We start from the raw sequence: 15,369 nt of genomic DNA, 5'->3' as shown, positions 1-15,369 counted from the left end.
TTACTCCCCGCTGAATAGCATCAATAAGTGACAAGCCACCACGACGGTGGTGAGAACGAAACGCATGGTGGCATAGTTTGGGTAACTGGCTGGAGTAGATCGCAGGTAGCGTAGCTCGGTCCAAAGAATAGCTACGAAACCCAGTAACAAAACGCTGGTTGCGATAGTTAAAAAACCAAGAGCCAGAACCAGCCAGGCTGTTACGGCAATAATGTTGGTGGTTATAAATACGGCTTGAGGGTGGGAAGCAATGTCCGTGTGCAAAGTACGCCCCCATAGAGTGCCGGCCATAAAGCTCAAAATAATGGCGCTGTAATAGACAAACAGCTGGTTGGCCCACGGCTGATGGCTAGGGTCAAACCATGCCCACAAGGCAGTGATTAAAAAGGGAATTAGCCCAGCGTAGCCGAGTCTTTGTACCAGTGAAGAAGACAGCATAGAAAACCTTCCAGAACCGTGAACGAATATACCTAATACGTACTGGTTGTACGCTTAGTTCACCGCCGCAGCCATTGAGCAATAGGGGGGTGCAGAGTACAATGACCGCCACTTATCCCTGTAAAGTCTCCTAAATCGGAGCGATCCCCCAGGGCTCCATTATTCACGAATAGTAAGGTGTATCAGAAAAATGCCAGCAAAAACGATGGATGAACTCGTCTCCCTTTGTAAACGCCGTGGTTTTATTTTCCAAGGCAGCGAAATATACGGTGGTATGCAAGGTGCGTACGATTACGGTCCGCTAGGTGTTGAGCTGAAAAATAACCTGAAAGATGCTTGGTGGCGCGCTATGGTCTATGACCGTGACGATGTAGAAGGTCTAGATGCTGCCATCATTCAAAATAAGTATGTGTACAAATATTCTGGTCACGAAGATACCTTTACTGACCCAATGGTTGACTGCCATGACTGTAAAGCCCGTATGCGTGCTGACCATATGAAAGACATCAAAGTCTGCGACCAGTGCGGTTCCACTAAAGTGACCGAGCCCCGCGACTTCAACTTGATGTTCAAAACTAACGTTGGCCCAATGGTGAACGAAGAGTCTTACACCTACCTGCGTCCAGAAACCGCCCAAGGTATCTTCACCAACTTCAAAAACGTAGTGGACTCTACTTCCCGCGCTTTGCCATTTGGTATCGCTCAGATCGGTAAGTCTTTCCGTAACGAAATCACCCCACGTAACTTTATTTTCCGGGTACGTGAATTCGAACAAATGGAACTGGAATTTTTCTGTAAGCCTGGTGAAGACGAGCAATGGCACGACACTTGGGTGAAACTGCGTAAGCAGTGGTGGTTGGATCAAGGTCTAGCTGAAGAAAACATCCAGTTTGAGTATGTTACTGGTGATGACCTTGCCCACTACTCAAAAGCGACTGTGGATATCCTTTACAAGTTTCCACACGGTTATGAAGAGTTAGAAGGGGTGGCAAACCGTACCGATTATGATCTAGGTTCCCACACTAAGGCCCAAGAAGAGTTTGGCCTATCGGCTAAAGTGAAGAAAAACGAGCACTCTACCACTAAGCTTGCGGTACGTGACTTAGAAGAAAACAAAAACGTGGTGCCTTTCTGTATCGAGCCTTCTGCTGGTTTAGATCGCGGTGTGCTAGCGGTATTGACCGAAGCTTACACCGAAGAAGAGTTAGAAAACGGCTCTAGTCGTATCGTGTTGAAATTGAAACCGCATCTAGCGCCAATCAAAGTCGCTGTATTGCCGCTGAAGAAAAACAAAACAGAGATCGTCGAAGCTGCCAAAGCGATTAAAAACCGCCTACAAAAATTGGGCTTAGGTCGTATTCTGTTTGAAAATACTGGTAACGTGGGTAAAGGCTACCGCCGCCATGACGAAGTGGGTACCCCGCTTTGTATCACGGTTGACTTTGATACCATCGAGCAAGAAGGTGCACCGGTAACCGTGCGTCATCGCGACACCATGGCACAAGAAGTTGTGAATACGGCTGATTTGCCAAGCTTTATCCTTAACTACTTTGTCAATCAAGAAGCGTAACTACACAGTTCACTGCTTGTGAAAGAAGCCGATGCCCAATGCATCGGCTTTTTCTTTGGTGTAACGCTAACTCAATCCCAATGCAATTAGTTGGTAAAGGCAGTACATTTAAGGCTCAGATGGTGATTTGATCGGACAAGGTGATGATTTTGGATAGGCTGCAACAGATAGTCAATTTAGCGCGACAGAACGTTGATGTAGCGGCACTTTGGTTATATGGCTCCCGAGCCAAGGGAACTGCCAGAGATGACAGCGACTTTGACTTAGGCATCTTATTTCGAGACTACCTTGCAGACCCGTTAGAGCGGCGGCTGCGGCCAGAATTGCTCGCACTGGATTGGCAGCGACAGCTCGCTTTGCCTGAAGGTATGATCAGCGTGGCAGATATAAAGTCTGTACCAATACCGCTAGCCATGAATATCATTTCTGGAAAATTGCTCCACTGCGAGAACCATGATGCTCGTTTGGCGGCAGAGGGAATGATCATGTCCAAAGCGGAGCTCGATTATCGCTACCATTTACAACAGTTTGGAGGTTAATTATGGCCGATATACATTACCTTGCTTCGATTAAACTCAATGCCGAGATTTATCAAAAGGAATTAGATCAACTCCGAGCAATTCTAGAACAGCGTAATTTCAGCACCTTTGAATACCGGGCTTGTGAGAGATCTCTCCAAGTCAGTATCGAAGCCGCGATCGGAGTGGCAAAACACTGGGCTAAATCGGTTGCAGGGTTCAGCCCCAGTGATGCTTATCAAGCCTTCGAGGTGCTCGCTCAGCATCAACACTTGAGCTTGGAAAAGCTGGCGTCTTGGCGCAAGGTGATTGGTTTACGTAACGCTCTGGTACATGACTATTTGAATATTGACCCAGAAATTGTCCGCTCAGTTATCAATCATGGTTATTACCAACAAGTGTTTGATTTTATTGAGCTTGGCACGGAAGCGTTGCAACAGAATCTTTCCTAGTCTGTTTGATTTACCTGTTTCACCTGTTTTCATTCACTCCCTTGGCGGTGCTGTATTTTGGATGTTTCTCTCGACATATTAGGGCTGCTGTTTTTAGCGGCAAGCATCGCTGGTTTTGTGGATGCGATAGCAGGCGGTGGCGGCTTGATTACGGTGCCAGCTTTACTGGCTGCGGGTGTGCCGCCGGCGCAAGCGTTGGCGACCAATAAGCTGCAAGGTACCTTCGGCAGCTTTTCTGCTACCTATTACTTTGTGCGTAAAGGCATGGTCTCTTTAAGTCAATTAAAGTGGGCGATTGTCTGTACTTTTGTTGGCTCGGGGGTGGGAGCAGAGCTGGTCCGCCGTATCGACACCAGTTTGCTCAATAGCCTTATCCCTATTTTGCTGATTTGTCTGGCGTTATATTTCCTATTTTCCCCAGCGAACAAGCCCAGTAAAGCCAAGCTTTCAGAAAACATGTTTGCTCTGACAGTGGGTTTTAGTGTTGGGTTTTATGATGGCTTCTTCGGTCCCGGCACGGGCGCCTTATTCGCCGCCGGTTTTATCGTGCTGGGTGGCTTATCCATCGTCGAGGCCACGGCTCGCACCAAAGTGCTCAACTTTACTTCCAACTTTGCTGCCCTGTTGTTCTTTATCGCAGCGGGATTGCCGGTATGGGAGTTGGGGTTAGTGATGGCGGTTGGACAGTTCCTTGGTGCTCAGTTGGGATCAAAAATGGTAGTGGCCAAGGGACAGCAGTGGATTCGCCCCTTGGTCATTACTATGTCCATGGCAATGGCGCTGAAGCTATTGTGGGAACAGCATAGTCACTGGGTGCTGCCTTAATTGCTTCAAAAAGTATAAAAATCCCCGCCGAAGCGGGGATGGTGTTGGTAACGCCAAACAGAAGTGAAATAAGGAAGGGGGCTATTTCACATCAAAACGATCAGCGTTCATTACCTTAGTCCAAGCCTTAACGAAGTCCTGCACAAAGGTCTCTTTGGCATCGTCGTAAGCATACACTTCCGCTAATGCCCGTAGCTGGGAGTTTGAACCAAAGACCAAATCCACACGGCTCGCCGTCCACTTGATTTTACCTGTGGTACGATCCCGACCTTGGAATGACTCTTTGGTTTCGTCTACCGGGAACCAAGCGGTACTCATATCCAGCAAGTTCACAAAGAAGTCGGTACTCAAGGTGCCCACACGATCAGTAAAGACGCCTTCTTGACTGCCAGCTACATTGGTTCCTAACACCCGTAGGCCACCCACTAGCACCGTCATTTCAGGGGCCGTCAGGGTCAGTAACTGGGCACGGTCGATCAGCATTTCTTCGGCAGACACAGTAAAGCGGTGTTTGCTGAAGTTGCGGAAGCCGTCTGCAACTGGTTCTAGTACCGCGAAGGATTCCACATCCGTTTGCTCTTGAGTCGCGTCGGTTCGTCCCGCTAGGAATGGTACCGTTACGGCGACTCCAGCATTTTCTGCGGCCAGTTCCACACCCACATTACCAGCGAGAACGATGACATCTGCCAATGACACTTGTTTCTTGTCATGACTTTCGTTGAACTGGCCCTGAATCCGACCTAGCACGGAAAGTACATGACTGAGTTTTTCTGGCTCATTCACGGCCCAGTCTTTTTGAGGTGCTAAACGTATTCTGGCACCATTTGCCCCACCACGTTTATCTGAACCGCGGTAAGTCGAGGCAGAAGCCCACGCCGTACGCACCATGTCAGATACGGTTAAGCCTGACGCTTTGATCGCAGCTTTTAACTGATCGATATCGTTTGCATCCACTTGCTCGTAATTCGCTACAGGGATTGGATCTTGCCAAATCAGATCTTCTGCGGGTACTTCCTTACCCAAATAGCGAGATTTTGGCCCCATATCCCGATGCGTCAGTTTGAACCAAGCGCGGGCAAAGGCATCCGCAAATGCTTCTGGGTCGTTATGGAAGCGCTCGCTAATCTCCCGGTAAATCGGGTCTTCTCTTAAGGCCAAGTCAGCGGTCGACATCATTGGCGCATGGAATTTCCCAGGGACGTGGGCATCGGGCACTGCATCCGCGCCAGCACCATTGGTAGGAATCCACTGCCAAGCCCCTGCTGGGCTTTTCACTAACTCCCACTCATAACCCAGTAAGGTGTCGAAATAACTCATATCCCATTGGGTTGGTGTAGGTGTCCAAGCACCTTCTAAGCCGGAGCTGATGGTATCTTCACTATGGCCCTTGCCGTAGCTACTTACCCAGCCTAGACCTTGGTGTTCCATATCAGCGCCTTCTGGGTCGGCACCCACATGGGCCGCATCACCAGCACCATGGGTTTTACCAAAGGTGTGACCGCCAGCCACCAAGGCAACGGTTTCCTCGTCATTCATCGCCATGCGGGCGAAGGTCTCGCGAATATCAATGGCGGATGCCTTTGGATCTGGTTTGCCATTGGGACCTTCTGGGTTGACGTAGATTAAGCCCATTTGTACCGCTGCCAATGGGTTTTCTAAGTCCCGCTCGCCGGAGTAGCGTTTATCGTCCAGCCACTCTTTTTCGTTGCCCCAGTAAATATCTTCCTCTGGCTCCCAAATGTCGACTCGACCACCAGCGAAACCAAAGGTTTTGAACCCCATGGATTCCAATGCACAGTTACCGGTGAGGATGAACAAATCCGCCCAAGAAATTTTATTGCCGTATTTCTGTTTGATTGGCCACAACAAGCGGCGGGCTTTGTCTAGGTTGACGTTATCTGGCCAGCTGTTAAGGGGAGCAAAACGCTGGGAGCCAGAGCCAGCCCCACCACGGCCATCACCGGTACGGTAGGTGCCCGCACTGTGCCATGCCATGCGAATAAAGAACGGACCATAGTGACCGTAGTCCGCTGGCCACCAGTCTTGGGAATCCGTCATCAAGGCGTAGAGATCGGCTTTGACGGCATCCAAATCCAGTTTCTGGAATTCGGTGGCGTAGTCAAACCCCGGTTGCATGGGATTCGACAACTGGGAGTTTTGGTGCAGAATGCGCAGGTTTAGCTGGTTTGGCCACCAGTCTTGGTTGGTGGTGCCATTGCCACCCATTTTGGTATTGGCGCCGTGCATAACTGGGCATTTACCCATACCGCTACCACTGTGTGAAGCTGTCATGATGATCTCCTTGCATTGCTATTGTTTGTTGTGGTGAAGGTGATTGCCTTCGTTAGGGTTAACAATAGAATGCAAAGTGGATATTTGCCTAATTTAATGATTTTTTGGTATTAATAGCTTTTTTTAATATTGATCTGGGAGGCGCAATTAGGCCAGTCTTGGGCAAACTGGCCTAGCTGAAATATTACTGAGCGAGGTTTTGCCACCAGCGGGTCTCTACTGGGGCGGATGTCGGGGTAAACACCTCACCCACAATAGGGGTGCTTAACGTTACCTGATGCTGATTGGCGGCTTTTAGTACCCGCTCAAACGGATCAGACCAAGCGTGGAAGGCTAGATCAAAGGTGCCATTATGCACGGGCAGCATGAGTTTACCTTTGACATCCAAGTGGGCTTGTACACTTTCCTCAGGGGTCATGTGAATATCTGCCCAGTCTTTATCGTAGGCGCCAGTTTCAATAAAGGTAAGGTCAAAGGGACCATAGCGTTCGCCAATACGTTTAAAGCCATCAAAGTAGCCAGAATCACCACTGAAGAAGATAGCCGTATCGGGTGTTTTAATAATCCAAGCTCCCCATAGGGTGATGTTGCTATCGCTCATACCGCGGCCAGAAAAGTGTTGGGTTGGCGCAAACGCGAGCTGAATATTGCCCACCATTTGTTCCTGCCACCAGTCGTACTCGGTGATATTCGTTGGGCGAATACCCCAGCGCGTAAGGTCGCCACTTAGGCCAAGGGGGACGTGAAATAGCGGTTGCGACTTGGCTAAAAACTCAATAGTGGGTTTATCTAAATGATCGTAGTGATTGTGAGAAATCAAAACGCGACGGATAGGGGGGAGCTCCTCAAGGGTAATGGGAGTTGGGTGAAAGCGTTTGGGGCCGGCAAATGAGAACGGTGATGCCCGTTCACCAAAGACCGGGTCCACTAGCCAATAGTCACCATACATTTTGATCAATAAAGAAGAGTGGCCGAGCTTCACAATATGCACCTCGTTATTGCTCAATGCGTCGAGCTCGGCACGAGAAACAGTCTTCATTGGTACACTAGGGGGGATGGTATTCACTTTTTCTTCAGTGAAAAAACGCCAAAATAGCCCGATGTTTTTGCTAAACGACAACGCCATTCTGGGTTGCTCATTATGGAACTTTCCATCCTGATAATGATCAGATTGGCTAAATTCAGGGGCTTTGGCAGCAATCGTGGAATTTAGTAAGTAAACCCCTAATGCCAGCACCGCCAATACTAGTACTACCCAAAAATACCATTTCATTGTGTATTCGTCCGCTCGCTTAATTTCGTTGTTTAGGTCATCAAAAATACGATCACCTAGGTTACTGCGCTTACAATGGCAAAGTAATCACAAAAACAGGGAAAAAGCGCGGAATAGACTTAAAATTAGAGCTTTCTAATTTTTTGATGATGCAGATCGAGTTTTCACTTTGACCAGACCTTTTGACTGTGGCAAGTTGGTGTTATGCACTTCCTACCCTTGACCGAGGCAGAACATGAATCCGATTATTGAACAGCTAAAGCAGCATCGCTCCATCCGCAAATTTACCGACCAACCATTGCCGGAAGGTTTATTGGAAACCCTAATCGAAGCAGGGCAGGCGGCATCCAGCGGTAATAATATTCAAGCCTATAGTGTGATTCGTGTGGCTAACCCGGAAAACCGGGCAAAGTTGCGTTTACTCGCCGGAGACCAAGCCTACATCGAAGAGGCGGCGGAATTTCTGGTATTTTGTGCCGATATGAAACGCAACACCGAAGCTACCGCCCGTACCACTGGAATTGATCCGGTTATGGGTATGACAGAGCAGCTATTGGTATCTACGGTAGATGTAGCACTAATGGCGCAAAACGTCGCCATTGCCGCTGAATCAGTGGGTCTTGGCTTGGTCTACATCGGCGCGGTACGGAATAAACCGGCGGAAATTAGTGCTCTGTTACAGCTTCCCAAACATGTGTCTCGGTTACCCTGCTCAAGACCCCGAAGTGAAACCTCGCTTACCAGTTGCTTCCATACTGAAACAAGATGTCTATTCAGATGCGGATGATGAGACTCAAGTTGCGGCTTATGATCAGACCATTCGCGAGTATTACCAATCCCGTACTGGTGGTAATAAGGATTCCGTGTGGTCAGAAGAAATGAAGGGCATGTTTGGACAAAAACTGCGCCCCCATATGCGGGAGTTTTTGGCGCAACAAGGGTTTGAATTGAAGTAGTAAAACAATGGGGGAGTGCTAGCTCCCCCGTACTCTCTAGTTGATTTCAATATCAGCGCTGGCTTCAAATAGTGGTGCCGTTTTGGGAAGCTTATCGAAAAGCTTGCGGTAGTGGCGTTTGACACTGCCCATATCGACCAAACTCATGCCGCTAGATAAGCCAAACCAAACGAACAAGCCATTCAAGTCCCGGAACATGGGCGGCAAATACTGAGGCGCTGCAATAGTGCCTTCTAAGTAATGCTGATACAGAATCGGAATATCATCTAGGGTCACCTTACCGACAAACATCATGGGTAAGATTTCTGGCACGCCAGATTCGATGGCGCTTTTGATAAAATTGACGTTTTCCACAAAGCCCTTCACATAGGAAATGTCCTTAGTAAATACAGCCCCACCTTCCACCATGCCGCCGCGGAATACCCGTTGGGTTACCCGATAGCTGTCATGACGGCTGATGCCTTTTTCCCGAAAGTGATTATAGACCTCGATAAAGTTAGCCCCTTCTTCGGCCATGGCGACGGCTGTCACGCGGTCGCTAATACGCCGAGCGCGAATCGGGAAAGAGCTAAAGGTGAGGGTTTCCATTAAAACGGCCAAGCCTTCTTGGTTGGCGGTGATACGGGGGGAGCCAACCCCAAGCCAAGTGGCATAGGGCTGTGCGCGGCCATTATAGGTGGTGCCCACATGCACCCAGCCCTCATGGACTTCTAATACCTGTAAATCCAGCTCTGAAAACATGGCGCTTTCATTCAGTTTGATGGTATCGCCACCGGCTGCCGCATCGGAAACGATACCGTTGCTAAGCATGACCTTGATATCCCCTTCATTAAAATAGGTATGCAGTTTACGAGCAAGTAAGTCCACTGCCTGGCAGGCAGGAATGTCGTTGGCATAGGGACGCTTTAAATGTTCCACTGCCGGTGAGGAGAAAATCGCGCATAGACGTTCACCCACCTCGCGCAGGGTTTTGCGATCCCCTCTCAGCTTTTCATGGGCGCTGCCATACAAGCGGATACTAGACTCACCAAACAAAGGTTCTCCACGATGGCGTAACATGTCGATTACCACGAGATATTGATCCACTGTATCAAGCAAGATTCGCCCTAAACCGTCTTTGTTACCCAGTTGGCGCTTAATATCCCGCCGCAGCTCAAGCAACTCCCCGTATACCTTTTGATCATCGAAGCTCAATGCTTGCTGCTTATAAAATTCCCGATCGATCTTAGGAAGCTCTTTTTCACCAGTGGCGAAGAAGGTTTCTTGAATGTGGTTCGGCCATTTAATGGCATCCAGAATTTGGATCGGTTTTTGAATCGCGACCAGGCGGTCGGAAAGAGTGCGCACGCGGGTTAAATAGGGGTTCTCAGGCATTCCTTGGGTCTCATACAGGCGGGTCAGTGAACGACTTTGATAGTATGGCAAGACGAGAAAATGTACAGCGAAAATTGATGGATTGTGCAGAGAAATGCTCACAAAACCTTCATATTTCATCGGGCTAAAGACTGACAATTGTCAGAATCCTAACTAAGTGGGCAGGTTAGCATCGGGCTTGGCTAATAACCAAACCAAACACAAGGAGATCAACATGTCTACTACCGCGTTTTTTATGCCAACCGTATCTTTGATGGGCCCAGGTTCCCTACAGTCGTTACCAGAGCGCGTTAAAATGCTAGGTGGCAAGAAGCCACTCGTAGTTGCAGATAAGGGGATGACTCAGCTTGGCTACACCGCCAAAATCACCGAACTTTTGGGGGCGGCAGGCTTTGAGTCGGTAGTATTCGACGAAACCGTACCGAACCCAACGGATACCAACGTCGCCGATGGCGTGAAAGTCTACCAAGACAACGGCTGTGATATGTTGATTTCCCTTGGCGGTGGTAGCGCCCATGACTGTTGTAAAGGGGTCGGTTTGGTGGTCACCAGTGGTGGCACCATCCATGACTACGAAGGGCTAGACCAAGCAAAAGCGGCGCTACCTCCATACATTGCTATTAATACCACGGCGGGTACAGCCAGTGAGATGACGCGCTTTACCATCATCACTAATACTTCTAACCATGTGAAAATGGCTATTGTTGATTGGCGTGTGACCCCAGATGTGGCGATTAATGATCCCGAGCTCATGGTCGATATGCCCCAGTCTTTGACTGCAGCAACCGGTATGGATGCGTTGACCCACGCGATTGAAGCTTATGTTTCTACCGCGGCAACACCAATTACCGATGCCTGCGCGCTACAAGCCATCACCTTGATCGGTCAGTACCTACGTCGCGCCGTTGCCCGTGGCAGTGATATGGAAGCCCGTGACAAAATGGCCTACGCAGAGTACCTAGCGGGTATGGCATTTAACAATGCCAGCCTAGGTTACGTGCATGCTATGGCACACCAGCTTGGTGGCTTCTACAATCTGCCACACGGGGTATGTAATGCTCTGCTATTGCCTCATGTATGCCAAGTGAACTTAATGGCACGCCAGGAACGCTTCGCAGATATCGCCGCTGCTTTGGGTGAAAACACCGAAGGCCTATCTGTACGAGACGCTGCAGAATACGCCATCGATGCTATCTTGGCCTTGTCTGCTGATGTCGGTATCCCATCAGGCTTAGCTGAGCTTGGTGTAAAAGAAGAAGACATCGACCAGATGGTAGAGAACGCGCAAAAAGACGTTTGCCGCCTCACTAACCCTCGTGAGCTAAGCAATGCTGAAGTGGCTGATATCTTCCGCGCTGCTATGTAAAACTAGCTCCTTGATTTAGCGGTAATTATTTCCACCCATTGTATTGGCATTAATGCTGGGGGTGGCTATAATGAGCGCCGTTTTTGGGGCCTTTAGCTCAGTTGGTTAGAGCATCCGACTCATAATCGGCAGGTCCTGGGTTCAAGTCCCGGAAGGCCCACCATATACAGAAAGGCTGCCAGTATTGGCGGCCTTTTTCATTTCTACTGTTCTGAAACACCTTTAATCAAAGAAAATATTCTTCTCTCAACATCAAAGTATCTTCTGAATTTTGTGTCGGCAAAAACACAGAAAAATTTGCCGTATTTCCATTCATGGACCATTCTTTTTATTCGTGAAACTTTTACAGCAGTCGTTCGCACTGCTGTTCATTGTTTGAAAGAGGATGTTCATGTCTGCTTTACGTTTAAAAGTCTCCCACGCTATTGCTTTGGTCGGTTTTCTACCGGTGCTGTTGGCGCTGGTTTTAGCTGGGCTGCTGATCAATGGCCAGTTAGCTGAAATCCGCCAAGGGGAGCGTGCCCAAGATATGGTAAAGCTCTCCGGTTATTTAGATAGTGTTGCCCATAACCATGCTGTAGAGCGTGGTTTGTCGGCTGGCTTTCTGGGGTCGAAGGGCGTTAATGGCAAGGAGGCGATGCTCAAGCAACGTGGCGTTGCCGATGAATCAGCTCAGCGGCTGCGGGCGTTAACCGCGGCGGATTTTGATCAGTTGACCGACGCCGAGTTGGAAGCTTTAGTTGATCCGGTACTGCGTTTACTCGATGGTAAAAAACAAGTACGAAATAAAATAGATCAACTTGCTCCAGATAACGGCGCTTTTGCTTACTATTCCAAGCTGAATGCTACCGCACTGAGTAGTATCAAGTATTTGATTACCGATATTAGCGATGTGGATCTTGCCCATATGCTCAACGCTCGCTTGAGTCTGCAATGGATGAAAGAGCGTATCGGCCAGTACCGTGGGGCGCTAAATGGTGTGTTTGCGGCCAAATCGGTAAGCCCGCAACGCTACACCGAGATCTTGGGGTATTTAAGCGATGAAACGCGTAGGCTACAGGATTTTCGTGCCTTTGCTAGTACTGCGTCCTTAGCAGAATTGGATCAAGCGATGAAAGCCAGTGAATGGCAAGCGGTGGATACTCATGTATTGGCATTTAGTCAGGCTAAAGATCTTAGCGCTATCAATGGCCCAGAGAATTGGTTTGCCATCGCGACGAAACGCATCGGTTTAGTAAAAGGTGTGGCGGACAATATCGGTGATCGGGTTGCCCAAAGTGCAATGGCCAACGTGGATGCCAGCAAGCAGCGTATGACTTTGCTGCTTGTGTTGTTATTCGTGGTGACGGTTCCTGTCTTGTGGCTGATTCGTAGCGTAATTCGTTCGGTCGCCTCCCGTGTTGAATTGATCCATAACGTACTACGGGCGATTGCCAAAGACCGGGATTTGACCCAAAAGATCCCCAATACCGCTGACGATGAAGTGGGTGAGATTATCACCGCATTGAATGAGCACCTAGTGCATTTATCCAAATCATTCTCTTTGTTGTATGACTTGTCAGAGCAGTCGAGGGACAGCATGCAGTCTCTGTTCGGTCGTGCCCAAGCGGCATTAGCAGAGACAAAAGATCAATTTAATCGTACCGATCAAATTGCCTCAGCGGTGGAAGAAATGTCGTTGACGAGCAATACCATTTCCGAGGACATGGTATCCCTCGCCAAGGAAACCGAGCAAATTCAACAGCAAGGTAACCAAGGTCGTGACCGTATGGATAACATTTTGGGCTCCATTAGTTCGTTGAGCCATGAAGTCGAAGGCGGTTTCCAAGCGGTGCAGCAAGTTACCGATCAGACGGAACAGATTAGTTCCATATTGCAGACCATTGAGTCAATTGCCGAGCAGACCAATTTGCTCGCCCTGAATGCGGCGATAGAGGCAGCCCGCGCTGGCGAGCAAGGCCGCGGCTTTGCCGTAGTGGCGGATGAGGTGCGCAGCCTTGCCCAACGCACGCAAGACTCCACCGAGGAAATTCGAACCATGATTGAGTCTTTGGTTCGTTCTGGTCAAAGTGCGCTCACCTCTATGGATCGTTGCTCCAAAATGGCGACGGATACTTCTGGCGTCGTGAATCAAAACGTAGAAATGATGCGCTCCTTATTTGCCTCAATCGATACCATTAACCAAACCATCGAGCGAGTAGCGACAGCTTCGGAAGAGCAATCACAGGTGTCGGAAGACATCAACCGTAATGTGCAAACTGTGAATGAGCGTTCCCATCATATCTTGGATGCAGTTACCGATACTGAAACGGGTACTGAACAAGCCATGAAACGCTTTGATCAAGTACTGCACGAGGTGTCTTCATATAAGATTCGTTAAGGGAGGTTGTCAGATGTTGACAATATTGGACAGTAAAAACTAGCATTCATGGTAGAGGTATCTGCCATGAATGTTAATTTAAGCCCAGTTTTTGAGAATTATATCAAACAGCAATTGGATGCTGGTTTGTATAACAATGCAAGTGAAGTGATCAGGGAAGCGTTACGTATGAAAATGCAGCAGGAACAGGTTTACCAAGCCAAGCTGGATGCTCTGCGTGCGGCAGCATCAGCCGGATTACAGAGTGGTGATGCTGAACCTTTCGATTTAGATAGTATTTTGCAGGAAGCGAAGGATACGTTTGAAGGTAATGCTTGAGATAAAAATTCGGCCCTTAGCACGGAAAGACTTGGTTGAAATTTGGCGTTATACAGCAAAAACTTGGGGGCAACCCCAAGCCGATCTTTACGTAACGAATATTTCTACTCAAGTATCCAAGCTTGCTGACAACCCAACCATGGGAAGATCTGTCGATGAGATCTTTACGAACTGTCGTTTATACCCCTGTGGGCGGCATATTCTACTGTATCAAGTCGCTCATCAGAGTTTAGAAATCGTGAGAGTGCTACATCAAAGTATGGATGTAGCATCCCAACCATTAGCATAAGTTAACGCTTTTTCGCGTTGGCAAATGGGTTGGAGCGTAGCCCCGGCCCTTGGCTGATATCTGGTTTGGGTGGTTTTGGTTTTTTCTGTTTGTTGCCACCTTTGCTAGGCTTTTTCGTTCCCGCGTCTGCTCCCCGTTGATTGCGAGGGTGGGAGTCTGGCACACGATGGTCTGGCTCAAACCCTGGAATCTCACGGCGGGTGATGCGTTGTTTGAGCAACGCTTCTATAGCACGCAAGTTGTCGATTTCATCAGCACTCACAAGAGACACTGCTCGGCCCTCTTGTCCCGCCCGTCCGGTACGGCCAATACGGTGGATGTAATCTTCTGCCACATGGGGTAGATCGACGTTAATCACCACTGGCAAGCCTTCGATATCCAGACCCCGTGCCGCCACATCGGTAGCCACCAGATAGGGTAACGTGCCAGCCTTGAAGGCTTGGAACACCTGTAGGCGTGCCGCTTGGGGTTTGTCCCCATGTAACGAGTCCACCCGAAATCCTTCCGCCTGTAATAGTTCGGTTAGCTCGTCTACCCCCCGTTTGGTTTTGACAAAGATAAGGGCCTGTTGCCAATGTTGTCGGGTGAGCAGGTCGATAAGTAGTTCAGGTTTACGTGCTTTGTCCACAGGATAAAGCTGATGACGTACGGTAGTGGCGACGCTATTTTGCTTACTCACCTGTATTTTGGTGGGATTGCTTTGCCAGATCGTCGCTAGGGTTAACACCACATCGGAAAAGGTGGCAGAAAACAATAAGGTCTGACGTTTATCGGGTAATAGGGGCAAAAGGCTGTTTAAGGTATCGGTAAAACCTAAGTCCAGCATCCGATCTGCTTCGTCTAGTACCAAGTACTCTAACTCGTCAAATTGCACCGCCCCCTGTTTGGCTAAGTCCACTAAGCGCCCAGGAGTCGCTACTAGGATATCGGTACCCCGTTTTAGGGCACTAATTTGCGGGTGAGCCGGAACGCCACCCACTATGATCTGGCTGCGTAGTCCCAGGTCTTTGCTATAGGCCCGTACCTGATCCACCACTTGGGTGGCTAGTTCCCGTGTGGGCACCAACACCAGCGTACGCACTTTTGCGGCAGCTGGGCGGGCTTTGCCCTGTAAGTGCTGTATTAAAGGTAAGCAGTAAGCCGCAGTTTTACCGGTGCCGGTTTGTGCCGCCCCTAAGACATCGCGCCCCGCCAAAATCTCGGGAATCGCTTGGCGTTGAATCGGTGTTGGGTTTTGGTAACCCAATTCGTTTAAGTTGCTTTGGATGGTATCGCTTAGGGGGAAATCAGAAAAACGCATGGGAAACTCTTTGCAGGT

General features: G+C 49.0%; 13 protein-coding genes, 1 tRNA gene and 1 pseudogene. 10 read left to right on the top strand and 5 right to left on the bottom strand.

Annotated elements, in window-relative coordinates; genetic code table 11:
* Complete coding sequence (locus FJM67_RS08740) at window positions 1-438, bottom strand: DUF3429 domain-containing protein (protein ID WP_140588495.1); 438 nt, start codon at window positions 436-438, stop codon at window positions 1-3.
* A 190-nt stretch (window positions 439-628) separates the two neighbouring features.
* On the opposite strand from FJM67_RS08740, the gene FJM67_RS08735 reads away from it, so the two are divergent.
* The 4 genes from FJM67_RS08735 (at window position 629) to FJM67_RS08720 (ending at window position 3,803) form a co-directional block, all read left to right on the top strand.
* Window positions 629-2,008 carry a glycine--tRNA ligase gene (locus FJM67_RS08735; RefSeq protein WP_140588493.1) on the top strand — a complete coding sequence of 460 codons (1,380 nt, stop codon included), beginning with the start codon at window positions 629-631 and terminating at the stop codon, window positions 2,006-2,008.
* 149 nt (window positions 2,009-2,157) lie between these two features.
* Window positions 2,158-2,547 carry a type VII toxin-antitoxin system MntA family adenylyltransferase antitoxin gene (mntA, locus tag FJM67_RS08730; RefSeq protein ID WP_219845938.1) on the top strand — a complete coding sequence of 130 codons (390 nt, stop codon included), beginning with the start codon at window positions 2,158-2,160 and terminating at the stop codon, window positions 2,545-2,547.
* A 2-nt stretch (window positions 2,548-2,549) separates the two neighbouring features.
* On the top strand, window positions 2,550-2,978 hold the full coding sequence (gene hepT, locus FJM67_RS08725; RefSeq protein ID WP_140588489.1) for a type VII toxin-antitoxin system HepT family RNase toxin: 429 nt from the start codon (window positions 2,550-2,552) through the stop codon (window positions 2,976-2,978).
* Window positions 2,979-3,035: 57 nt separating this feature from the next.
* A complete protein-coding gene (locus FJM67_RS08720) occupies window positions 3,036-3,803 on the top strand; it encodes a TSUP family transporter (RefSeq protein WP_140588487.1) in 768 nt (255 codons plus the stop codon).
* A gap of 81 nt (window positions 3,804-3,884) precedes the next feature.
* On the opposite strand, the gene katG is transcribed toward FJM67_RS08720, so the two are convergent.
* Complete coding sequence (gene katG / locus FJM67_RS08715; RefSeq protein ID WP_140588485.1) at window positions 3,885-6,095, bottom strand: catalase/peroxidase HPI; 2,211 nt, start codon at window positions 6,093-6,095, stop codon at window positions 3,885-3,887.
* A 184-nt stretch (window positions 6,096-6,279) separates the two neighbouring features.
* On the bottom strand, window positions 6,280-7,368 hold the full coding sequence (locus tag FJM67_RS08710) for an MBL fold metallo-hydrolase (RefSeq protein ID WP_140588483.1): 1,089 nt from the start codon (window positions 7,366-7,368) through the stop codon (window positions 6,280-6,282).
* A gap of 235 nt (window positions 7,369-7,603) precedes the next feature.
* Here FJM67_RS08710 and nfsA point away from each other — a divergent pair.
* Window positions 7,604-8,324: pseudogene (gene nfsA, locus FJM67_RS08705) on the top strand (oxygen-insensitive NADPH nitroreductase).
* A 36-nt stretch (window positions 8,325-8,360) separates the two neighbouring features.
* On the opposite strand, the gene FJM67_RS08700 reads toward nfsA, so the two are convergent.
* A complete protein-coding gene (locus FJM67_RS08700; protein WP_219845936.1) occupies window positions 8,361-9,800 on the bottom strand; it encodes a flavohemoglobin expression-modulating QEGLA motif protein in 1,440 nt (479 codons plus the stop codon).
* Window positions 9,801-9,912: 112 nt separating this feature from the next.
* Between FJM67_RS08700 and FJM67_RS08695 the strand changes: the two genes are divergently transcribed.
* From FJM67_RS08695 to FJM67_RS17955, 5 genes are all read left to right on the top strand, one after another.
* A complete protein-coding gene (locus FJM67_RS08695; RefSeq protein WP_140588481.1) occupies window positions 9,913-11,064 on the top strand; it encodes an iron-containing alcohol dehydrogenase in 1,152 nt (383 codons plus the stop codon).
* 86 nt (window positions 11,065-11,150) lie between these two features.
* A tRNA-Ile gene (locus FJM67_RS08690) sits at window positions 11,151-11,227 on the top strand.
* Window positions 11,228-11,455: 228 nt separating this feature from the next.
* Window positions 11,456-13,444, top strand: coding sequence for a methyl-accepting chemotaxis protein (locus FJM67_RS08685; RefSeq protein ID WP_181161460.1), 1,989 nt, complete (start codon window positions 11,456-11,458; stop codon window positions 13,442-13,444).
* Between the two features lie 66 nt (window positions 13,445-13,510).
* Window positions 13,511-13,762: a type II toxin-antitoxin system ParD family antitoxin gene (locus FJM67_RS08680; protein ID WP_140588478.1), complete on the top strand. Its 252-nt coding sequence runs from the start codon at window positions 13,511-13,513 to the stop codon at window positions 13,760-13,762.
* Window positions 13,755-14,051, top strand: a complete 297-nt coding sequence (locus FJM67_RS17955) for a type II toxin-antitoxin system RelE/ParE family toxin (protein ID WP_140588476.1) — start codon at window positions 13,755-13,757, stop codon at window positions 14,049-14,051. The genes FJM67_RS08680 and FJM67_RS17955 overlap by 8 nt, the downstream gene beginning before the upstream one ends.
* A gap of 1 nt (window position 14,052) precedes the next feature.
* Here FJM67_RS17955 and FJM67_RS08670 read toward each other — a convergent pair whose 3' ends face one another.
* Window positions 14,053-15,351: a DEAD/DEAH box helicase gene (locus FJM67_RS08670; RefSeq protein WP_140588474.1), complete on the bottom strand. Its 1,299-nt coding sequence runs from the start codon at window positions 15,349-15,351 to the stop codon at window positions 14,053-14,055.
* Between the last annotated feature and the right edge of the window lie 18 nt (window positions 15,352-15,369).

It is taken from the genome of Maribrevibacterium harenarium, assembly GCF_006385675.1.
Classification (GTDB): domain Bacteria; phylum Pseudomonadota; class Gammaproteobacteria; order Pseudomonadales; family Marinomonadaceae; genus Marinomonas; species Marinomonas harenarium.
This window is presented reverse-complemented; position numbering and strand designations above follow the sequence as displayed.